At 64.7% G+C, this 20823-nt stretch carries 27 protein-coding genes; 24 read left to right on the top strand and 3 right to left on the bottom strand.

Features of this window, described 5'->3' with window-relative positions; genetic code table 11:
• Complete coding sequence (locus tag AC0L6G_RS07115) at positions 1-216, bottom strand: hypothetical protein (RefSeq protein ID WP_473253078.1); 216 nt, start codon at positions 214-216, stop codon at positions 1-3.
• 68 nt (positions 217-284) lie between these two features.
• Between AC0L6G_RS07115 and AC0L6G_RS07120 the strand changes: the two genes are divergently transcribed.
• From AC0L6G_RS07120 to AC0L6G_RS07195, 16 genes are all read left to right on the top strand, one after another.
• Entirely contained in the window at positions 285-1397 is a 1113-nt protein-coding gene (locus AC0L6G_RS07120; RefSeq protein ID WP_473253079.1) for a DUF2213 domain-containing protein, read from the top strand.
• Positions 1398-1400: 3 nt separating this feature from the next.
• Positions 1401-1766, top strand: coding sequence for a head decoration protein (locus tag AC0L6G_RS07125; RefSeq protein ID WP_295169720.1), 366 nt, complete (start codon positions 1401-1403; stop codon positions 1764-1766).
• Between the two features lie 23 nt (positions 1767-1789).
• On the top strand, positions 1790-2806 hold the full coding sequence (locus AC0L6G_RS07130; protein ID WP_473253080.1) for a major capsid protein: 1017 nt from the start codon (positions 1790-1792) through the stop codon (positions 2804-2806).
• 2 nt (positions 2807-2808) lie between these two features.
• Positions 2809-3066, top strand: a complete 258-nt coding sequence (locus AC0L6G_RS07135; RefSeq protein ID WP_473253081.1) for a hypothetical protein — start codon at positions 2809-2811, stop codon at positions 3064-3066.
• A 2-nt stretch (positions 3067-3068) separates the two neighbouring features.
• Entirely contained in the window at positions 3069-3548 is a 480-nt protein-coding gene (locus AC0L6G_RS07140) for a DnaT-like ssDNA-binding protein (protein ID WP_473253082.1), read from the top strand.
• 1 nt (position 3549) lies between these two features.
• The gene (locus AC0L6G_RS07145) at positions 3550-3813 is read left to right on the top strand and encodes a hypothetical protein (RefSeq protein ID WP_473253083.1); all 264 of its coding nucleotides are present in this window, start codon (positions 3550-3552) and stop codon (positions 3811-3813) included.
• Positions 3814-3818: 5 nt separating this feature from the next.
• Positions 3819-4844, top strand: a complete 1026-nt coding sequence (locus AC0L6G_RS07150) for a phage minor head protein (protein WP_473253084.1) — start codon at positions 3819-3821, stop codon at positions 4842-4844.
• A gap of 346 nt (positions 4845-5190) precedes the next feature.
• The gene (locus tag AC0L6G_RS07155) at positions 5191-5511 is read left to right on the top strand and encodes an HNH endonuclease family protein (protein WP_473253221.1); all 321 of its coding nucleotides are present in this window, start codon (positions 5191-5193) and stop codon (positions 5509-5511) included.
• A gap of 14 nt (positions 5512-5525) precedes the next feature.
• Positions 5526-5792 (top strand): hypothetical protein, encoded by a 267-nt coding sequence (locus tag AC0L6G_RS07160; protein WP_473253085.1) that lies wholly within the window; start codon positions 5526-5528, stop codon positions 5790-5792.
• Positions 5789-6163: a hypothetical protein gene (locus AC0L6G_RS07165; protein WP_473253086.1), complete on the top strand. Its 375-nt coding sequence runs from the start codon at positions 5789-5791 to the stop codon at positions 6161-6163. Before AC0L6G_RS07160 ends, AC0L6G_RS07165 begins: the two co-directional genes overlap by 4 nt.
• Complete coding sequence (locus AC0L6G_RS07170; RefSeq protein WP_473253087.1) at positions 6163-6573, top strand: hypothetical protein; 411 nt, start codon at positions 6163-6165, stop codon at positions 6571-6573. Before AC0L6G_RS07165 ends, AC0L6G_RS07170 begins: the two co-directional genes overlap by 1 nt.
• Positions 6570-6998 (top strand): hypothetical protein, encoded by a 429-nt coding sequence (locus AC0L6G_RS07175; protein WP_473253088.1) that lies wholly within the window; start codon positions 6570-6572, stop codon positions 6996-6998. The genes AC0L6G_RS07170 and AC0L6G_RS07175 overlap by 4 nt, the downstream gene beginning before the upstream one ends.
• Before the next feature lie 3 nt (positions 6999-7001).
• A complete protein-coding gene (locus tag AC0L6G_RS07180) occupies positions 7002-7424 on the top strand; it encodes a phage tail protein (RefSeq protein ID WP_473253089.1) in 423 nt (140 codons plus the stop codon).
• 1 nt (position 7425) lies between these two features.
• Positions 7426-7806, top strand: coding sequence for a hypothetical protein (locus AC0L6G_RS07185; protein WP_473253090.1), 381 nt, complete (start codon positions 7426-7428; stop codon positions 7804-7806).
• A gap of 53 nt (positions 7807-7859) precedes the next feature.
• Complete coding sequence (locus AC0L6G_RS07190) at positions 7860-8105, top strand: hypothetical protein (RefSeq protein ID WP_473253091.1); 246 nt, start codon at positions 7860-7862, stop codon at positions 8103-8105.
• A gap of 25 nt (positions 8106-8130) precedes the next feature.
• Positions 8131-8697: a hypothetical protein gene (locus AC0L6G_RS07195; RefSeq protein WP_473253092.1), complete on the top strand. Its 567-nt coding sequence runs from the start codon at positions 8131-8133 to the stop codon at positions 8695-8697.
• Here AC0L6G_RS07195 and AC0L6G_RS07200 read toward each other — a convergent pair.
• Entirely contained in the window at positions 8684-8884 is a 201-nt protein-coding gene (locus tag AC0L6G_RS07200; protein WP_473253093.1) for a CopG family ribbon-helix-helix protein, read from the bottom strand. The genes AC0L6G_RS07195 and AC0L6G_RS07200 overlap by 14 nt on opposite strands.
• Before the next feature lie 252 nt (positions 8885-9136).
• Between AC0L6G_RS07200 and AC0L6G_RS07205 the strand changes: the two genes are divergently transcribed.
• The 7 genes from AC0L6G_RS07205 to AC0L6G_RS07235 all read left to right on the top strand — a co-directional run bounded on the left by AC0L6G_RS07205 (position 9137) and on the right by AC0L6G_RS07235 (position 14792).
• Entirely contained in the window at positions 9137-9430 is a 294-nt protein-coding gene (locus AC0L6G_RS07205) for a hypothetical protein (protein ID WP_473253094.1), read from the top strand.
• Complete coding sequence (locus tag AC0L6G_RS07210) at positions 9430-10074, top strand: hypothetical protein (protein WP_473253095.1); 645 nt, start codon at positions 9430-9432, stop codon at positions 10072-10074. The genes AC0L6G_RS07205 and AC0L6G_RS07210 overlap by 1 nt, the downstream gene beginning before the upstream one ends.
• The gene (locus tag AC0L6G_RS07215) at positions 10065-10535 is read left to right on the top strand and encodes a hypothetical protein (RefSeq protein ID WP_473253096.1); all 471 of its coding nucleotides are present in this window, start codon (positions 10065-10067) and stop codon (positions 10533-10535) included. The genes AC0L6G_RS07210 and AC0L6G_RS07215 overlap by 10 nt, the downstream gene beginning before the upstream one ends.
• A gap of 273 nt (positions 10536-10808) precedes the next feature.
• Positions 10809-13106: a hypothetical protein gene (locus tag AC0L6G_RS07220; protein WP_473253097.1), complete on the top strand. Its 2298-nt coding sequence runs from the start codon at positions 10809-10811 to the stop codon at positions 13104-13106.
• Positions 13106-13732 carry a hypothetical protein gene (locus AC0L6G_RS07225; protein ID WP_473253098.1) on the top strand — a complete coding sequence of 209 codons (627 nt, stop codon included), beginning with the start codon at positions 13106-13108 and terminating at the stop codon, positions 13730-13732. The genes AC0L6G_RS07220 and AC0L6G_RS07225 overlap by 1 nt, the downstream gene beginning before the upstream one ends.
• Before the next feature lie 41 nt (positions 13733-13773).
• On the top strand, positions 13774-14397 hold the full coding sequence (locus tag AC0L6G_RS07230) for a hypothetical protein (RefSeq protein WP_473253099.1): 624 nt from the start codon (positions 13774-13776) through the stop codon (positions 14395-14397).
• Entirely contained in the window at positions 14397-14792 is a 396-nt protein-coding gene (locus AC0L6G_RS07235; protein ID WP_473253100.1) for a DUF6950 family protein, read from the top strand. Before AC0L6G_RS07230 ends, AC0L6G_RS07235 begins: the two co-directional genes overlap by 1 nt.
• A 53-nt stretch (positions 14793-14845) precedes the next feature.
• On the opposite strand, the gene AC0L6G_RS07240 is transcribed toward AC0L6G_RS07235, so the two are convergent.
• A complete protein-coding gene (locus tag AC0L6G_RS07240) occupies positions 14846-15907 on the bottom strand; it encodes a hypothetical protein (protein ID WP_473253101.1) in 1062 nt (353 codons plus the stop codon).
• A 69-nt stretch (positions 15908-15976) separates the two neighbouring features.
• Here AC0L6G_RS07240 and AC0L6G_RS07245 point away from each other — a divergent pair, with 69 nt between their 5' ends.
• On the top strand, positions 15977-20815 hold the full coding sequence (locus AC0L6G_RS07245) for a hypothetical protein (protein WP_473253102.1): 4839 nt from the start codon (positions 15977-15979) through the stop codon (positions 20813-20815).
• The last annotated feature ends 8 nt before the right edge of the window (positions 20816-20823 follow it).

Raw genomic sequence — 20823 nt, forward strand, 5'->3', positions numbered from 1 at the left:
CTACTTCTTAGGCTTCGGTTTCGCCGCCGGTTTAGCTGCCGGCTTCGGCTTCGGCTTCGGCTTTGGCGCGGGCTTGTTGGGTTCACCATCGGAGTGCGCCAGGACAGCAGCCGCAAGCTTTTTCTCGCGGCTGTTCGCCTTCGGGTCCTGAAGCGTCTTGCCTGCCAAGCTCTCGATGGACTCCGAGTGTCCTGACTTCTTCGGCGGATTGGCCATGTGTCGTTCCTCCCGCCACCACCCTGCGTCCGGACAAGCTCAACCGCAAGTCCTACCGGGAGCATGACATGCAACTGTTCGACGCCGTCACCCTCGGCGAGCCTCGGCTCACGCGGGACGGATACCTCGTGGCCGACGCTAAGATCGCCCGCACCGGCATCCAGCTGTACGCTGGCAAGGAAGTCGACCCCGAGAATAAGCACGGCATGCGCGACCGCGCTGTCGTCCGGGTTTTCCGGCCCGAGAGCGAGGTCTTCTCGTCCGACGCCCTGGCCAGCTTCGCGCACCGGCCGGTGACGAACGACCACCCCGCTGAGGCTGTCTCCGCCGCCAACTGGAAGTCCCACAGCGTCGGCATGACAGGGAACGAGATCGCCCGCGACGGCGACTACATCCGCGTCCCCATGGTCGTCATGGACCAAGCCGCCATCCAAGATTGGAAGGCCGGCAAGCGGGAACTCTCCTGCGGCTACGAGAGCAAGATCGTCTTCGACGCAGGCACGACGCCGACGGGCGAGGCCTACGACGCCATCCAGACAGCCATCCGCGGAAACCACCTGGCCATCGTCGGCCGGGGGCGTGCCGGATCGCAATGCCGCATCGGGGACCAGGGCGCCTCCGAGACGGGTCAATCCAAAGCGCCCGTCCACCAAGGAGATCGTCTGATGACGCTCAAGACCATCACCGTGGACGGCCTGCCGGTCGAAACCACGGATGCGGGCATCGCCGCTATCGAGAAGCTGCGCGGCCTGCTTACGGTCTCGGATGCCGCCCTGGCTTCCGAGAAAGCTGCCCACGACAAGACCAAGGCCGAGAAAGACGCCGAGACCGCCAAGAAGGACGTCGAGATCGAAGACCTGAAGAAGAAGGTCGTCGACGGCGCCGCTCTGGACGCCTTGGTCGCTGACCGCGCCACCGTGGTCGCCAAGGCCAAGGCTCTGGCCCCGAACGTCGTCACCGACGGCAAGTCCATTCCGGACATCAAACGCGCCGTTCTGGGCGACAGCGTCAAGGACAAGTCCGAGGCCTACGTCGACGCCGCCTGGGACATGAAGGCCACCGAGACGGCGAACAACGACGTGCGCGACGCCATCCGCTCGCAGGACCACTCGATTACCTCCGACGCCTGGAACGACGGCATCTTTGCCGCCGCCGGTGTCGATCAGAAGAAGGTTGCCTGACCCATGGCCCAACTGAACTCAACCCGCGGCTCGGCCGGCTTCCTCGTTTCCGAAGCCAACGGCATGTACCGCTCGCGTGACGTCGGCACCGTCGCCGCCGGCGCTGCGCCCGGCCTGGCTGTCGGCACCATCCTCGGCAAGCTGACGGCGGGCGGCAACTACGTCGCCTACGCCCCCGGCGGTTCTGATGGTTCCCAGACCATCGCGGGCATCCTGTGGGAAGCCGCCATCGGCACGGTCAAGAAGACCATCGTCACCCGCGATGCCGAAGTGAACGGCGCGCACCTCGTCTATCAAGCCGGCGCCAACGACGCCGCGAAGGCTACGGCCAACGCGGCGCTGAAGGCCCTCGGCATCATCGTCCGCTAAGGAGGGCTGACACCATGGCATCCATGGATATCTTCAACTCGTCGGCCTTCTCGATGACCTCGCTCACCGGCGCGGTCACCAAGGTCGGCTACAAGCCGCAGCTTCTGGGCTCGCTCAACCTGTTTGAGCCGATGCCGGTGCGCACCCGCACCGTCTTCGTCGATCGCCAGAACCAGCGCCTGACGCTGATCCCCTCCAGCCCGGTCGGCGCCCCGCCGAAGGAACTGGTCGTTGATCCGCGCAACGCCGTCCCGCTGAAGACCACCCGGTTGGCTGAGGGCTTCACGCTCTACGCCGAAGAGGTCCAGGGCATCCGCGCCTTCGGTTCCGAGAGCGAAACCCAGCAGGTGCAAACCGAGTACCTGCGCCGCATGGCTTCGGTCCGGGACGACATGGAGCTCACTCACGAGTTCCACCGCCTCGGCGCCCTGCAAGGCCTGCTGCTGGACGCGGACGGTACGACGGTCATCTACGACTACTTCTCCGAGTTCGGCATCTCGCAGCCGACCGTGATCGACTTCGATCTGGACAACGCCAGCCCGGCCCAAGGCGCAATCCGCCTCAAGTCGGCGGCGCTGATCCGCTCGATGGCGCGCTCGGCCGGCGGCGCGTTCACGCCGGGCACCACGGTCCACGCCTTGGCTGGCGATGCGTTCTTCGATGCGCTCGTCACCAGCGCCGAAGTCGAGAAGTCGTACCTGAACTGGGCCGCTGCGGCCGATCTGCGTCAGGACCGCTCGTTCCAGGCCTTCACCTACGCCGGGATCACCTATCACAACTACCAAGGCACGGACGACAACTCGACGGTGGCGATCGCTCCCGATGAGGCGAAGTTCTTCCCGGTGGGCGCGAAGGACATCTTCAAAAAGGCGATGGCGCCGGCCGAGTTCGGCCCGTACGTCAACACGCTGGGCCAGGACACCTACGCAATGAACATCGTGGACCGTGACCGTCAGGCCTGGACCCGCGGCGAGCTCTACAGCTACCCGCTGTACCTCTGCCAGCGTCCCGACGTTCTGCGCACCGGCAAGAGGACCTGATCATGGCGACCTACACCGTCAAGAACGGGTCTTCGCTCGGCAAAGCCTTCAAGGTCGACGGCGGCCATCAGGTCGTCGCGGCTGGCGAGACTGCCGAGGTCATCACGACCGAAGCCCTGACCGAAGAGCAGATCGACGCTTATGCGGTCGATGGCGTGAAGGTCACGGCAAAGAAGTCGAGGGATCCGCTGGACCACGACGACGACGGCAAGAAGGGCGGCACCGCTGCCCCGAAGGCTAACGACAAGAAGGAAGCCTGATCGTGGCGGGCTACGGCAGCGACCAACGCTTCACCGACTGGATGGCCGACAACGGCTATTCCACGTCGGGCGATGGTGTGCTGACCGTAGCCCAGCTGCGTCAACGTGGGTCCGCCTACATCGACGCCCTCTATGAGCCCAAGTTGCCCGGTCAGCGCACCGGCGGGCTGGAGCAAGAGCGTGCCTTCCCTCGCACCGGCGCCTCGGCCTATGGCCGAACTATCGGCGCTGACGTCATCCCCCTCGCTGTTGAGCACGCCAGCTATCACGCGGCGCTTCAGGAGGCGGCGAAGCCCGGCTCCCTGTCTATCTCGGCCGTCAACTCCGGCGCACTGAAGCGCAAGAAGGTGGACGTGATCGAGAAGGAATACTTCCAAGGATCAGGCGACGCCGTCGCCGACAACACCCTGCGGCTGAGCGCCGTCGAAGGCCTGCTCGCCCCGTTCTTTCGCGCCCCAGAAGTCGCCGTGTTTGTCGTCTGACATGACCTGTGCGACTGTCCCGGCCGTGACCCGCCGCATCGACAATGACGATCCCAGCCTGACCGCGCCCGACATGGCGGCGCGGATGGCGACCGAGACCCTGATGGACATCGTCGGCTCGGCCGATCTGCTCCAGAAGTCGATCATCCACGACAACCCGATCGAGCAGCAGCAAAAGATCATCGAAGTCGCCCGCGCTCAGTTTGAGGCCTACCTCGACCTGATGATGGAAGCGGCGCGCCACGCACGGGCGCTCAAGCCCTAAACCCCATGGCCAGACGCCCGTCTCAGAAACGGCTCTTCCGGGAGCTGGCGGCGAAGTATGGCCAAGAGGTCGCCCAGGCCTTCATGACAGCGATCCGCGACCTGACCCGCCAGGTTGAGATCCAGAAGCTTCTGCTGGCCCTGGAACGCCGCGACTTAGACGCCGCCATGCAAGCGATGCACATCGACCGAGCCGCGTTCCAGCCGCTGGAAGCCAAGCTGGTCGAGGCCTTCACCGCCGGGGGCCAAGGCGCTGTCGCCACCATGCCAGCCGCTGTGTCGATCGGCTTTCGCTTCGACCCCGGCAATCAGCGAGCCGCCGCGATCATCCGCGAGACGGCCGCCACGCTCATCACCCGCCTGACACAGGGCGAAATCGATCAGGCGCGGGCATTCCTCGCCGACGGAATGGCACGCGGCGCCGGTCCCCGGTCTGTGGCGCTGGATCTGGTCGGACGGATCAGCCGCGCCACCGGCGAAAGAACTGGCGGCATCCTGGGGCTTAGCGGGCCTCAGCGTGACGCCGTGGAGGCGGCACGAGCCGAGCTTAACGGAAGCGACCGCGCAGGGCTTCGGGCGTATCTGACGCGTGGACGCAGAGACAGGCGTTTCGATCGTTCCATCGAGAAGGCCATCCGCCAAGGCACAAAGCTGGATCAGAGGATCTCTGACAGCGCCCTGCAAGCTTACAGCCGGCGGCTCCTGCTTTTGAGGGGCGAAGTGATTGCTCGAACTGAAGGCCTGCCCGCCATCCGCGCCGCAAAGCATGAGGCGTTCCAGCAGCTCGTGGATGACGGCCGGGTCGAGGTCATGGACATCGTGCGCGGCTGGTCCACCACAGAAGACGGGCGCCAGCGCGACACCCACGACGCCATGAACGGGCAAGAGGTGCGCGGCCTGGACATGCCGTTCACCAGCCCGAGCGGCGCTCAGTTTCGTTGGCCTGGAGATTCGTCTCTCGGAGCCGGATCGGCGGAAACAATTTCGTGCAGATGCGACGAATACATCGCAATCCGAGCCCCGAGGGCCTAGATTAAGCGGGCTGACCCGGTGCTGGAACACCGAGATCAGCCCTAACCACAGCGACCGTAGGAGGGTCGAAATGGCTGATGCTTTCAAAGCATGTGCAGTTGGCGGCTGCAATGGAAACGCCAACGGACCGGGCAGAGCAAAAGGTTTCTGCCGCGCCCACTACAAGCGCCTTCGGAGACATGGCGACCCTACGGCGGGCGCAACAGGAATGGGCGTCCGAGCCGCTTGGATTAAAGCGCACGTCAACTATGCAGGCGATGAATGCATCGCCTGGCCATACTCAAGGAATTCCAGCGGCTATTGTCAGTTCAAGATTGGCGGGCATTCCACCCCTGCTAGTCGAGCGATGTGCGAGGCTGCGAACGGACCGCCCCCAACCCCAGAGCATCAAGCCGCGCACTCATGCGGGAACGGCAACAAGGGGTGCATGAACCCTCGGCATCTTCGATGGGCCACGCGCCTTGAGAACGAGGCTGACAAGATCATCCACGGCACTCTTCCTCGTGGGGAGAGGCAGGGCCAGTCCAAGCTGACCGCAGATGACGTTCGGACCATACGGAGGCTCGCTGGAACCTGTTTCCAACGCGATCTGGCTAAACGGTTCGGTGTGGCTCGATCTCAGGTCGGCCGCATCATTAACGGCAAGCGCTGGGCGTGGCTGGAATAGGCGGGAGCGGATCAATGCACACTGGAAGCATCAACGAAGGCGAGACCCTCGTGCCGATCAAAGGCAACGTGATCCCGCGCCGAGCCGCCGCAGACACGGAAGCGGTGATCGCCGCGTTCCGGGAGCTTTATCTGGCGTCCGTCCCCCTGACTGATCCGGGTGGCAGGCCGACAGAGGCGCAGTGGAACCGCTGGTACGCTGCGATGCACGACGCGCACGAATGGACCGGGCAAGACGGCGATCCGATCTGGCCTGAGTGGGCGGGGCCAGAACCAAAATGAGCATCATCGATGGCGTCGCGGCCGAAGCGCTGGCAGACTTCGGCGAAGACTTCGAAAGTGGCTCGCTCACCGTTCCCGGCGCCCGGACCCCGGATGGCCAAGGCGGTTTCACCAACGGCCCAGCGACGGTCTATCCCTGCCTCGTCCTGCTGACGGACTACAGCGACTATCGCCGGCAAGCCCTCGGCATCCCCGCCACCGACCGTCTGGCGCTTGTCCTGGGGGCATCCCTGCCCTCGGGCATCATCCCAGCCGCCGGGCACAAGATCACCGCCCCTGACCCCGCCAAGGGCCTATTGCCGACCACATTCAACGTCATCGCCAAGACCGGCGACCCAGCGGCGGCCCTCTACAAGATTCAGGCGCGCTGATGAGCAAAATCAGCACGGATGAGGACGCGTTCTACAAAATCTATGAGCAGGTCGCCGAGGACGGAATACGCGCCACGCTTGGCGAGGGCGAAAGGATCCTCAAGGAAGACATCCTGAACCGGCCTGGCTCCGGGAAGATCTATCGGCGCGGCGGCAAAGAGCATCAGGCGTCTGCTGATGGCGAAGCGCCGGCCCCTGACCTCGACAATCTCCGTGCGAACACGAACGCTAATCCGGAAATCGCTCGAGACGGCGAAGACTTCGTCGGCTTGATCGTTGCCGACGCTGAATATGCCGAAGCGCTCGAAAAGGGCACTGAGCGGATGGCAGCGCGGCCCTATTTCGGCAAGCTCGAGAACGATTACGCGCCCCAACTAGAGGCCGCGTTCAGAAGAGGAGCGGGCGAATGAACAGCACCGCCGCTATCTTCACGCGCCTGAACGGCTCGCTGTCGATCATCGACCGCCTCGACGTCTTCGAAGACCGCGCCGCCATCTTCAATGACCGCGCTCCTGACGACTTCCAGTTCTCGGGCAAGGCCGCCCTGGTGATCGCCGCACCGTCGGCTGACATCGACGCCAGCACCTTCTCCGAGACCATCCGCGACATCACCCAGGACGTCCGCCTCTACGCTCGCGACACCGGCTCGACAGCCGCCATCGACGCGCTGGGCCGCGACATCCGCGATCTCTTCCACCTCCAGGCCTCACAGATCGAGGTCGAGGACGGAACCTGCTCTCTCGCGACCGCTACCGGGCCGGTCGCGTCGCCGACCACTGACCCCTCCCTGGTCGGCCGGCGTGTCACGCTCCGGCTCCAACTTACGAAGGATTGAACCATGCCCGTTCAGGCACAAGGCTACCTCAGCCTGTTGGTCGACACATCGACGACCGGCGGCCCGACCTACACCAAGATTCCGGGCGTCACTGTCGCCAATGGTCTCGGATTTGCGGAAAACCGCATCGATACGACGGACTTCGACACGCCGGTCGGCTCCCAAGAGTCGATCTCTGGCCCACGTCCCAATCAGCCCCTCACCTTTACCATGCATGACGAAGTCGGCGACGCTACGCAGGAGAAGCTGCACGTCGCGGGCGACGCCAACACGCCTATGAAGTTCCGTCTCCTTCGCGGGACGAAAGCTCAGGACTTTGCAGCCGTCCCGATGTTGACGATCTCTGGCGCAGTCGGCGGCGTGGTGACCTATTCGGGATCGCTGACGCCGGAAGCCAAACCGACCCGCTCGACGGTCACGCCGTAACATGAACGACGCCCGCCTCGGCATTGTGCGCCTGTCGCTCCCAGACGAGCGGCAGGTCGCCCTGCAACTGACCTTCGCCGCCTTGGACGCCAAGGGCCATGACTGGCTGTTGGACCGCTTCAAGGTGCTCCAGAAGGGCCGTGCCGGGGCGTCGTCTGCGCTCGGTGATCTGCTGGAGGTTCTGACCGCCGGCGCCATCACCAAGGCCGACGTGATTGGCTCCCCTGTCGCCGCGTTTCCCCTGTCGCCCTGTATGGCTGCTTGCTGGGCCGCTTGGGAATTGGCCCAATACGGCCCGGCCGGGAGGTCCGCCGAAGCTGGCCCCGCAAACCCTCAGACGCGCCGGCCGACGCTGTGGAGGCGGCTCTTCGGGCGGCATTGAAGGGCGGACTGTCCGAAGCCGAGTTCTGGAAGCTGACGCCCTACCGCTTGGGCATGATCCTGACCGAGCGCGGGCGCGGAGAAGCAGCATCGGCCCTCTGGACCGGATGGATGGTCGCCCGTCTCGCTGTTGAGCGGGAACCGACGTTGTCAGGGCCGCAGCACTATTTCCGCGAGTTCTTCGACCCGACCGGCAAAGCCTCCGATGCCGAGGCCATGGCCGACGCTGAGTTCAATCGGATCGCCCGCGTCTATGGCGTCGAGATCGTGGACTTGTCGGATGAGGGCGCGGCGCCCTAGCCTGTCGCTCTTTCGGGAGGGATGGATGAGCGACGAACGGGACGAAGAAATCGCTGCGCTCAGGGCCAGACTTGAGGAGATCGAAGGGCGCAAACCCGAGCCTGTGCCGGTCGCGCTACCCGTAGCCAAAAAGTCTTCGGGCTTCGGCAAGGGCTTTTTCGGATGCTTCGGTGTTCTCGCAGCCATTGCGCTGTGCATCCTAACGCTGGCGTTTTGCTCCGCCTGGAACATCGCAGAGGACCAGCGACTTGGAGAAATAGGACAGTCGCGATCTGGCTGGCGCCCCCCAGAGGGCTTCGTGCTCACTGCTGCAGATAGAGGGGGCGCAGTCGGTACTAAGTGGTTCGAACCTACGCGAGAAGAGTGTGGCCGGGGCCGCGCCACCTGTGCTGGTCTTGAAGTCATCAGTGAACAGGGGTGCTCTCGTAATCTCTACGTCTCTATCTCTCTGCTAGATGCGAATGGAGCGAACATCGGTTGGACCAACGATACGGCACAGGGCGTACAGCCGAACCAGATCGCAAGGTTGGTCTTCAGGTCATATCAGCCGGATATCCACACAACGCGCATAGCAGAAATCAACTGCTACTGAGCCCTCCGGCCTCAAGTGCGGCAACGATCATCGCGCGGATGGCCTCCGATCGGTTCACGCCCCGCTCGTTCGCCCACGCATCGATCCGTTCGACGACATCGGGCGGAAGCCTGACCCCAACAAGCGGGTCTCGCCCGGTTGCCGGTCTGCCTCTTTTTTTCGGTTTAACCGCTATTGACGAACTCATGATTGCGGTTTAACAGAAAGTCAGCCCGGCAGGAAGCGCCAACTTCCTTGCCGGGCCTAACCGCAACGGATCGTCTGGAGATCACGTCATGGCTTCCGCAGCCCATACCACGCCTGCCCGGCTGAACCCAAGCTGGGTGCCCGCTCCCTACCCGCTGGGCGATCTCGCCCGCTTCTTCAACGGTCGCGGCAGCGCCCCGGCTATCGTCGCCAATGTCCCGGCCCGTCCGGCTCCCGCTGCGGAGTTGGTCGCATGCTGAGCCGTCGTTCAATCTTCGGAGCATCCGCCGCCGCTGTTGCAGTCGCCGCGATGCCAGCTGCAGCAGCGGCCCCGCAACCCGATGCATGGGACGTCTTGGTCACATCGCTCAAGGCCATCCATCCCAAGCTGGAACACGCGGCACGGGAAGCCCAGGCCGCCGGCATGTATCCTGACGAACTGACGCTGGTCTTCTGCCAGAACGACGGCTCGGATCCGTTCCTGACTTTCCGCCGGGAGTACGGCGTCAACCCCGGCCCTCGCACCTACGGCATGGAGGCGCACTGATGGCCGCCGCTGCAAAATCCACGGCGGTCGAACTGCCGCCGATGAACCTTCAGACCATCGACATCCCGATCGTCGGAGACGCTGGCCTGATCTGTCACGCTTGGTCGACAAAGGCTAAGCGCCAGATGCTCGACAAGCAGATGAAGAAGGCCGCCACCGGCAAGGTCGCGAAAGACCCCTGGTCCGACTTCTGCGAAACCCTCTATTGGCTGAGCGATAAGCCGGAAGAGCCGACCGAGGACGACGTGATGAACGGGCGCTTCGGCTTCCCAGCTGTCGCTTTTAAGTCGGCTGCCGTCACCGCCGTGACCAGCACTGGCGGCATGACGAAGGTTCTGGCCCGCCAAGCCTTCCATATCGAGGGCGAGTTCGTGGAAATCCTCGGCCCCGCGCCGTCGATGCGCGAAGACATGGTGCGCGTCGGCATGGGAACGGCGGACATACGGCACCGGGCCGAGTTCGAAACCTGGGGCGCGGTCCTGCGGGTGAAGTTCAACGCCAATGTCCTTTCGGCTGAACAGGTTATCGGCCTGTTTGAAGCTGGCGGGTTCGGTGTCGGGATCGGCGACTGGCGCCCTGAGAAAGATGGCGTCAACGGCCGCTTCCACGTCGCCAAGACCGGGGAGGCTCTGCCATGTCGGTGAAATACGCATGGCGCCCCGGCTCGCGGGTCAGCATCGACGCCGACAAGGCGGGGCGTGAGCTTGCGCGGATTGAGAAGTCGGAGGGCGAACTGACGCCGACGGCTGTCCTCGACCGCGCCCGCAGCGCCAACTCTTCGCTGCACGGTCATTTCGAGTGGGACGACAGCATCGCGGCGGAACAGCACCGGCTCTCCCAGGCTGGCGAGCTGATCCGTTCGATCACGGTGGACGTCACCCATTCGAACGTGGAGCCCGCCAAGACCGTCCGCGCCTTCGTGTCGGTCCAGCGCCCCACGGGCCGGTCCTACATGGGCACCGAACGGGCTCTGGCCGACGAGGATATTCGCAAGCAGGTTCTGCAACGCGCGTGGTCTGAGCTGGCTTCCTTCCGGCAGCGCTACGCTGATCTGGAAGAACTGGCGGGCGTCTTCGCGGCGATGGATAAGGCGAAGGCCGCGTAACGGCTCTGTTGAGGCCGGTCCCTTGGGACGAAACATGGCAGGCATGGCAAGGCGCGTCTGAGCTGGGCGAGGCGCGGTTGGGCAGGCAAGGCGTGGCACGGTCTGGCGAGGCCTGGCGGGTCACGGTTTGGCAGGCATGGCGAGGCCCCGCGATGCGTGGCTTGGCAAGTCGAGGCAGGCGAGGCGAGGCGAGGCATGTCCTGGCACGTCAAGGCACTGCTGGCCAACCAAAGGGCGATCCTTCGGGGTCGCCCTTTTTCATAAGGTGAAAGCATGGCGAAGACTGGCTCAGCAGAGTTCGAGATCCGCGCCACGCGCGACAAGCTCAAGCAGGATCTCGCAGAGGCCGAGCGCGAGCTTAAGGGATTCACCGACAAAGCCGAAGGCGAGGGGCAGCGTGGGGCTGCCAACGTGGGGCGCGCCACAAAAGCCATCGGAAGTGCAATCGCCGCGCTCACGGGCTTTCTGACGGCCGCTATAGGGGCGTCTGTCGCCGTTGGTGTTGCAAGCCTGAAGATGGCCGACAACTTAGCCAACTCGGCTCAGCGGATAGGTGTCTCCACCTCAGCACTCCAGGAGTGGCAGTACGTCGCCCGGAAGACCGGCGAAGACGCCAATGCAGTCAGCGGCTCGCTGGAGACCTTCTCCAACAAGTTCGCCTCTGCGGCCGCCGAACTATCGAAGGCGGATGTGAAGGCCTTCGGCGCCCTGCGTTTGGACCCAGAGGACTTGCGTCGCTTCAAAGACGTTGAGTCCGCGCTTGATGAGGTGATTGATCGTATAGGCTCGCTGAAAAGCGAAAGCGACCGGGCGGCGATTGCTGAAAAGCTAGGCCTTGGTCCTCTCGCTACCGCGCTGCGAGATGGGGCGGACGAAGTCGCGCGCCTTCGCGATGAAGCCCAAGCGCTCGGCTTCGTGATGGACGAAGATTTGATCCGGAAGGGTTCTGCGGCACAGGGTCAGATGGAAGACCTAGCGCAGGTGATCGGAATCCAACTCGCCGGGGCGTTCATCGAGCTTTCGGATGAAGTCCTCGCGTTCACCAGCCATATAGCGGATGCACTCCGGGGGCTGAATGCTTTCATTGAACGGGCTCAGACCTGGAAGCAGCGCGCCGAGGCTATGTACGGCGACGGGCTGACTATCGGTCTGCGCAAAGGAGGGCTGGACGGCGGACTTCAAGCGATCGGAAGTACGGTTGGCTCCATAATCTCCGGCCGCACCTTTCGCGCCGCTTCTGACATCCGCGCCGGCAACAGCCTTCCGGATTACGCAAATCCGATCAACCAAAGCGCCGTTGCCGCCTTCGGCGTGTCGGCACCCCCTCCCCGCACACCCCGCTCAGATTTCGCCGACACGCTCTCCATCCCTCCTGGCCGAACGCGCACCGACAACAGCGCCCAGCGGGCCGCCGAGCGCGAAGCGAGAAGGTCTGAAAGAGTTGAGCAGGAAATCTTCCGCGCCCGGCAGCGACTGCTCCAAGTCGCCGAAGACGACCTCCTGACCGCTCAGCAGCGCTATGACTTGGCGCGCGAGCAGCTGAAGATGGACCGCGAGGCGCGCGACGCCGAAATCCAGAGCAAGACCGACCGGGGCGAGATCAAGGCCGCTGAACGCCGCCAGTTGGACGCCGCCAACGCTTCGGCCGACGCCCTCGAAGACCGGCTGCTGACTGACAACGCATTCCGCGAAATCCAAGACGAGCGCCTAGCGACGGAGAAGCTGCTCTCCGGCCTGACCGCCGATCTGCTGTCGCTTCAGTCCAACGCCGCCCGCACCGCCAAGGAGCGCCAGCGGATTGAACTGGACCTGCTGGAGATCACCCAGCGCCAGCGTCGCGAAGCCTTGCGCCTGGATTTGGACCGCAACCCAAACCTGACCCAAGCCCAGCGCGACAGCGCCATGGCCGCGAACGGCCGGATCGAGCAAGGCGAGCGCGACGCGGTGATCCGCAACAATCTCTCGCCACTCCAGGCTTGGCGAGACGAAAGCCTGAAGACAGCCGACGAAATCCGCGAGGCCTACGAGAACGTTGGCGCCCGCGGCCTCGATGCGCTCAATAGCGGCATCGTCGACGCCATCATGAACACCAAGAGCCTGGGCGAGACCTTCTCGTCGGTGGCGAAGCAAATCCTTGCGGACCTCCTGTCGATCTCGGTGCGGCGTGGGATCACGGAACCACTGGCGGACATGTTGTTCGGCGGATCAGGCTCGGGATCAGGCGGCGGCATCGGCTCGTCGATCTTCTCGGCCATCAAGTCTGCGATCCGAATTCCCGGCTTCTCCAGCGGCGTCACCAATTTTGGCGGGGGGCTCGCCTATGTCCACGGCGGCGAGGTGCTGGCGAACCTGCCGCAGGGCACTGACGTCATCCCGGCCCACGCCGTGCAAGCGATGGGAAGTCGAGCGGGTGGCCAGAAGGTCTTCGATCTTCGCGGCGCCGTCCTGACGGCCGATCTTCTCCGCCAGATGAACGCGATGGTCGAGAGCGGCGAAGCCCGCGTTCGTGGCGACCTCCCCGGCCTTGCCGTGAATGCCGTCCGCGACGCCCAGGAAAGGTTCGCCTACTGATGGCCATCACCTTCCCACGGCCGATGCTGCCTTATGGCTTGAACGTGCAGTCGTTCGAACTGGACCGGATCGACTATCTATCCCCCACAGTCGGGGCTGGCATCGGCGCGGTTTCGGCGGGGTCGCCGCTGTGGTCTGCCTCCTGGTCCCTGGCTGGGATGCGCGAAAACGAGATGGAGGAATGGCGGGCGTGGCTGACCAGCCTGCGAGGGCCTCAGCGGTCGTTCTTCGGTGGCGATCAGAGGCGGCGCGTCCCGCGCGCCTATCGCACGACCGGCCTCCCCTCTGGTTTCAACGGCGACGCCACCGCATGGTCACTGAACAACGACAGGGATGTGCTGACGATCAGCCTGCCTAACGGCTTCGCGCTGCTGACCGGCGACTATGTCGGGTTTCGCTGGGGCACGCATGGTCGGACTAAGGTCCGCCTTCTCGAAGCCAGGGTCGGAACGGCGGCAGTAGCCGTCGAGCCTCCGCTCCCTACCCTCGTCCCCGGCAACGCCATCGCCTACGTCAAAGACCCGGTGTGCGTGATGAAGCTGACGCCCGATACCGACTTCGGATCAATTGGCGTCGATGGCCAGATGGCTGGGCGGATCGTGGCCATTCAAGACCTGCGCAGCTAGGGGCTTCCATGAAAATCTATAGCGCAGAGGCGCTGGCTGCGATGGCGGCCGGCGACGCCGTCGTGTCTGCTGCGGCCTGGTTCGGCGGTGATGATCCTGTCGGGCTTTGGAGCGGTCACGGCCCCCTCGCCTTCTCCGACAACGGCGCCACCCGCGTGTTCCAGGGCATCGGAGATCGGGAGTTCGCTGCTGCTTCCGGCGGTGCGCTGGGAGGCGGGGAGCAAGGGCTTAGCCTGACGCTATCGGGGATTGATCCGACAGTGGCGTCGGCTCTCGATCTGGAGGGCTTGCGCCGAGTGCCGGTGATCCTTTGGCGCCTCGTCTTCAATGGCGCGGGAACCCGCCTGCTGGACGCCCGCGTGCATTTCCGGGGACGGGTGGACAAGGCCGATCTCGATGACACTCCCAAAGGGCTTTCGACTTTGCGCGTCAACGTCGAGGGCGCCGCGCGAGGCCAAGGCCGCCGATCCGAACGAATGCGGACGGACGCCGATCAGCGCTTGATCAGCCCGACCGACAGCGCCCTGCGTCGGGTCTCCTATGCTGGCGAAAAGACCATCTACGCCGGGGGCAAGCCACCTGAACAAGCGGGCTCTGCTTTCAAGGGCGTCTCTCCGGGCCAGACGGCGGCCATTTCCTTTCTGACGCGGGGAGGGTTCGCCTGATGCAACGCGATCCTCATGCTCTGATCGCCTTTCTGGAAAGCCGCGAAGACTGGACCTTCGGCTATGGCCCCGGCCCAAAGGTCCACGACTGCGCTCGGTTCTTCTCGGCTGGGATAGAGGCCGTCACCGGCATTGCGCCGCTGGATAGGTTCTCCGGTCGTTGGACCACGGAGATGGGCGCCGCGCGCGTGCTGCGGCGCCACGGCGGCATGGCGGCGGCCGTGAGCGAGGTGATGACTGAGATCCCTATCACCTTGGCTCAACGGGGCGACGGCGGACTGGCGGCCGGCGACGCATTGGTCTTGGTCGAGGGTGAAACGGTCGTTGGGCTTGATGATCGCGGCCTGTTCAGGCTCCCCCGTCAATCCCTTCTCATGGCTTGGACGATTGCCTGATGGCAAAGGTCGCCAAGAAACTATTTTCACCGAAGGGCATCCTCGGAGCGGCTTTAGCCGTCGTCGGACTGGCGACAGGCAACTTCGGACTCGCGCTCTCCGGGGCGTCGATGCTCTCGGGCGCGGGCAAGAAAAGCCAGGCGCAGGCTAGGCAAGCCAGCATCCTGTCCCTCACGTTGGGAGAGACCCAACGTGAGGCCGCTCTGGGTCTGGTCTGCACCGGTGGATCGCTGGTCGATGTCTTCAATTTCGGCGGCCAATACGGCACCGACAAGGTGACGCGATGCGTCGCTCTGGCGGATCACGCCATAGACGGCATGGTCGGGTTCTACGTCGATGATGTCTACTATCCGTGGGTGGGCGAAGGGCTCCAGGCTGCGTTCAGCAACAAGCTCAGCTTCCACTTCCGACAGGCGACTGCTGACGGCCATCCGCCTCCCCAGCACGTCATGGAAAACGGTGGATGGACCGCGACCGACCGCATGGTCGGAATTACGCACATCTGGATCGATTGGTTCGTCGATGAAAAGGTCTGGCCCCAAGGCCACCCATCCATTCGCTTCGTGTTTCGCGGACTGCGCGTCTATGACCCCCGGTTCGACCCGGCGCTCGGTTATACCGGCCCCAACCCGCAAACATGGGAAGATCGGTCGAGCCATAGGTTCAGTCGCAACGCCAAACTGCTGCGCTACGCCTATACGCGCGGAATCTTTGTAGAGGGCCACCACGGCGATCCCAATTACCTGCTCATCGGTCGCGGACTGACCGCCGAGGAGGCGCCGCCCGAAAGGGTGATTGCCGACGCGAATCTTTGCGACGAGGTCGTTGATGGCGTCGCTCGCTATTGCGTTGACGGGGTGATTTCTGCCGCGCAGCAGTTCATCGAGGTCGACGGCATGTTCGCCGCCGCCATGGCTGGACAGATCGTTCAGCGCGAGGGCACGGTCGACGTAGAGGCCGGCCAGGCGAAAGCGGTCGTCGTCACGATTACGGACGACGATCTGGTCGTGGGGGAGCCCGTCAATTTCAGCCGCTTCCTGCCTGACAATGATGGCGGACGGATCAATACGGTTGTTGGTCGCTACGTCGAGCCGTCCCTTGGATTCAAAGACCATAGCGCGCCGGTTCGTCGCTCGCTGAGCGACATCCAGGCTGACGGCGGTCCTCGCGAACAGACATTGCCGTTGTCCCTTGTGACAGAGGTGAAGCAGGCTGACCGCGTGATCGAAATCCAGCGGCTTATCGGTCGGCTGGAGAGGCGCGCCAGCATCGTCTTGCCGCCGAAGTTTGCAGGCCTTGAGGAAGGCGACTGGATCGCTTGGCAGAGCAAGCGCCGCCACAATGGCGCGACGGTTCGCTACCGGGTTGAAGTCTGGCGCCAGCCGGAAACCTGGCGGATGTATCTGACCCTGCGTGAGATCGCGTCATCGGTCTTCGGCGTTCCCGATCCGGTCGAGGACACGACGACCCCGCCGCCGCCACCGCAGGTGATTGACGCGCTGGTTCTTAGTGGCGTGACGGCCGAGCCCATCACCCTGCCAGGGGATACAAGCACGCTCCCCGCTGTTCGCCTGCACTGGGATACGCCTGTCGATGCGGCAGTTCTGGCGGTCCGCGCGGAGGTGCGGCGACAGGGCGAGTCCGACTGCGCTTTTGACCGAACCGAGCGCGTCAATGAAGGCGTGATGGTAACGACCAACGGCGTCGGCCCCGATCAGGCGCTGGAATGCCGCCTGGTTCCCATCGGCGATCCATCGCGGCCGGTCCTGCCGTCCAACTGGATCACCGTTTCGACGTCCACCATCATCGCCGGCGACCTGTCCCCCGAGAGCCCGGTTCGGATCGCGGTGACGGAGATCACCGACCGCCTTCAAGGCGTCGAGCAGGTCAGCGCGGCGAACGCGGCGGCGGTGGCGGACCTTGAAACCGTCTACGGCGACACGGCCAGTTCGGCGGCCAATGCGGCCCAGGTCGCGGCTGACAAGGCGGCGGTGATCCAGGCCAAGGCGGATGCGATCATCGCCAAGGACGGCGCGGTTTCTGCGAGAGCGGACGCGATCATCGCCAAGGCGGACGCCATTTCGGCCAAGCAGGACTCCGTGGCCGCCTCCGGCGCCAGCGCCACGTCCGCCTCGCAGGCTGGCGGCTTCAAGACGGCGGCCGAGACCGCAGCGGCCGTCTCGACCTCGCAGAAGTTGGAAGCGGTCGCGGCGCTCAACGCGATGGGCCGTCAGAACCTTGTCGCGCGCGAAAACGTCACGAACCCGGCTGACCTCTTCTCCGTCACCACGGGCGGGACCTCCGGCTGGGGCTTCTCCATGGCCGGGTCGGGCGCCAACGTCACCCGAAGCATCAAGGTCGGGCCGCTCAAGGTCAACACGGCTTACAGCATCAGTTTCAAGGCCCGCCGAACCTCTGGATCGGGCTCGCTGTTGCTGGATGTCGATCTGTTTCCAGACACCCTGCCTGGACGCACCTTCGACATCCAGTCGAGCGCATTGACCGAGTTCAAGTGGGAGAACATCACCTCGGCCAGCGCGGATATGGCGTTGTCGACGGTGATGCTGCGCTTTTTCCGGGCGCCTCTTCCGGCCGGTTACGCCTACGAAATCACCGACATCAAGCTTGAGGAAGGCGCGACGGCGACGGCCTGGACGCCTTCGCCCAAGGATGCCGCGACGAGTGCGAAGGCGTCCGCGCAATCCGCGTCTCAGGCTTTCGCCAGCGAAACGGCGGCAGGCCAACAGGCGAGCGCCGCGTCGCAGGACCGTCAGGCCGCTCAGACCGCGCGCGGCGAGGCCCAAGGCTTCCGTGACCAATCATCCGCAGCGGCTTCGACAGCCTCTGGCGCGGCCGCCACAGCGACCGAGCAAGCAGGACTGGCGGCGACGGCCAAGAACGATGCGGCGGGTTCGGCCTCGGCGGCGCTGACCTCGCGCAACCAGGCGTCCGGCTTCGCCACGGCGGCCGAGACGGCGGCGGCTGCGTCGTCAGCGTCCAGTGTCACCGCGACCGCGTCCAAGGATGAGGCCAAGAACTACGCCATCAACGAGGGCTCGATCACGCCCTCGGCCTTGCTGTGGACGAACAACCCGAACGGCCTCCCCGAGACGGCGACCGACGCCACCTATCCCGTCGTGACGGTGGGCGGAAAGCCCAGCATGATCTTGGGCTACAATCAGCACGTCTTCTGGAAGCGGGTTGTTCCGTTCGTGGCGGGTCATACCTACGAGGTTCAGGTCGAGGCCGAACCTAGTACTGCGTCGGCTGCCGAGATCTCGCTCATCATTTGGCAGTTGGATGGGTCTTATGCGGACCTACCTGCGCAGAACTATCAGCTGACGTCCAAATCGATTCCGGTCAGGGGCCTTTATACGCAGCGGTTCACTCCTAACGCCGCCACTGTCTGGCTGCGTCCCGCCGTCAAGGGACAGACGACAGGGCCGAACAGCCCGCGCATCTTCAGCCTGAACATCGTCGATGTCACCGCCCAGGCCGCCGCCGAGGCCAGTGCTACGGCGGCCTCGACCTCTGCGTCCAATGCCGCCGCGTCGCAAACGGCGGCCGGGCAGTCGGCGACGGCGGCCAACACGGCCAAGACCGCTGCCGAGACCGCGCGCGGGCAGGCCGAGGCGTTCAAGAACGAGACCGCCTCCTCGCGGGATACCGCAACAGCGCAGGCCGCATTGGCGACGGCCCAGGCCGGACTATCGGCGGGATCTGCGACACTGGCGGGTCAGAAGGCTGGAGCATCCGCTGACAGCGCCTCTCTCGCCAGCACCAAGGCGGACGAGGCCGGGGCATCCGCCGCCGCGTCGCGCGCCGATCAGATCAGCGCCAGCGCAGCCCGCGACCAGTCGCTTGCCGCCCTGATGGCGCAGGGCCGTCAGAACCTTGTCGCGCGCCAGAACGTCCCGACCGCCCAAGCCGTGGCCTTCGGGGCTGGTAGCCTGTCCGGCTGGGGTTTCTCCATGGTGGGAACCGGCACGGGCTCGCAGGAGCGTTCGATCACGGTCGGGCCGCTCAAGAGGAACACGGCCTACAGCGTCAGCATTCTGGCGCGCCGCCTCGCAGGCTCGGGGTCGGCTCCGATCACCTGTGATTTCTTCCCGGACACGCTGCCCGAACGCACCTTCGACATTCAGGCCAATGCCTGGACGCGCTTCACCTGGGAGGGTGTCACCTCGGCCAGCGCCGACATGGAGCTTTCGACGGTTCGGCTCAGGTTTTTCCGGCCCAACATGGCGGCGGGCCTGAACGTCGAGATCACCGACATCAAACTGGAAGAAGGCTCGACGGCGACCGCCTGGACGCCTTCGGCCAAGGACGCGCCCTACAGCGCCAGCGCCGCCGCCACCTCGGCGGCCTCGGCTGCCGCCAGCGATACGGCGGCAGGTCAGAAGGCGGCGGCTGCGGAAGGATCGGCCACGACCGCCGCGACCCGCGCGGGAGAAGCCCTGACGTATCGCAATCAGGCCTCGTCCGCAGCGTCTGACGCTGCTGGCTATGCGGCGACCGCTTCTGCGGCCTCTGGAACGTCGGTGACGGCGCGGGATCAGTCGGTCGCCGCCAAGGACCAGGCGGTAGGCGCCAAGGAAGACGCGCAGGCCGCCGCCGCGACCGCGATCCAGCAGAAATCCGAAGCCACGGCCGCCGCCGCCGCCGCATCCATCAGCGCCAATCTGGCGGCGTCGGTCAGCGCGTCCCGTAACCAGCTTCTCTACAACTCGACCGGCGCTCGCGGCATGGATGGATGGGTGGGCGGCCCCAACTGGTCTACGCAAGACTTCGGCTATGGGTTCGGGCGGGGTTTCAATTGCGCGGTTTCAGGGTCGTATCTCTATAACGACAACGCTCACTTCGCAGAGATCGCCCCTGATTCTTGGGTCACTTGGTCCGCTGATCCGAAGATCTTCGTCGGGACGTGCGATATCTGGCTTGTATTCTATGACAGCAGCTTCAATCAGGTCGGTGGATACTATGCCGGTCGCCAGGTCGCCAATCGGGATTTTGGCGATACTGTTTCCGGCGAGGCGCTTGCCCCGGCCAATGCTTTCAATGCGCGTCTAGTCATATGGCCTAACTTCTCGGCCGGCGGCTCGGCCGGGGTTCGCCGGATGAAGGTCGAGCGCGGTCGTCTTCCTGCGACGGCTTGGTCTGACGAGGGGACGACAGAGGCCCTGGCGGCTTCGCTTTCGGTCACCGCCGCTGTCGCGGCCGATGCTCAGACCCGCCTGGCCAACGTCATCTTCGAGGTCATCGGCGCGTCCGGGGGCGACCCGTTCCAGCTTCTGTTCAAAACCCTGGGCTCCAACTCCTACGGCCGTTTGGTCGCCTCGGCGCTGTCGCTCTGCAACGTCATCGGCGGCCAGGTGGTGGAGGTGCTGAAGCTGGCGGATGGCCGGGCCGTATTCGGCGCGCCAGTCAGCATCATCAAAAACGGACGGCGAACCACGATGGGGCCGGGCTTTGGCGTCGACAGCAACCTGCATTTCTGGTCAGGGCCCGACACAATCGGCTTTGGTTCGGAGACTGTCGATAATGGCCTGCTTGGCATCTCGGACACCGATGGCTTTTTTGGGGGGCGGACGATCAACGGCCCTTTTGATTCCGGCGCGGCCAGTGCGACCGTCATAACGGTCACGACCGCCTGGACCACGGTCGCCACGGTGGCGAGCAAGGATGTCGGCCCAACCGGAAGCTTCCTGTTCCGCGCGGATTGGCGCGCAACCTTGTCGCCCAAGTCGCCGCCGCCGGAAGCCCCCGCTTACGGTCTGAACTGGCGCATGGTGTCCACCAACCTGTCCGGCGGCGACCTGAGGGTGATCGCCACCGGCTACGCTGATGGGAACGCCGGCGTCACGAACACGATCATGGGGGTCCAATACCGCCTGGTCGAAGGCCACAGCAGCCCGCGAGCGCCCCGTCGCTTGCTGCTCCAACTCGCGATGAGCGGAGCCGACGACACCCAGGCCGCCTCTGCTCACAGCGCCCGTCTTCAAGGCGTCTATTATCAAACATAGGAAATCCC

It is taken from the genome of Brevundimonas sp. D3-1P (assembly GCF_055809335.1).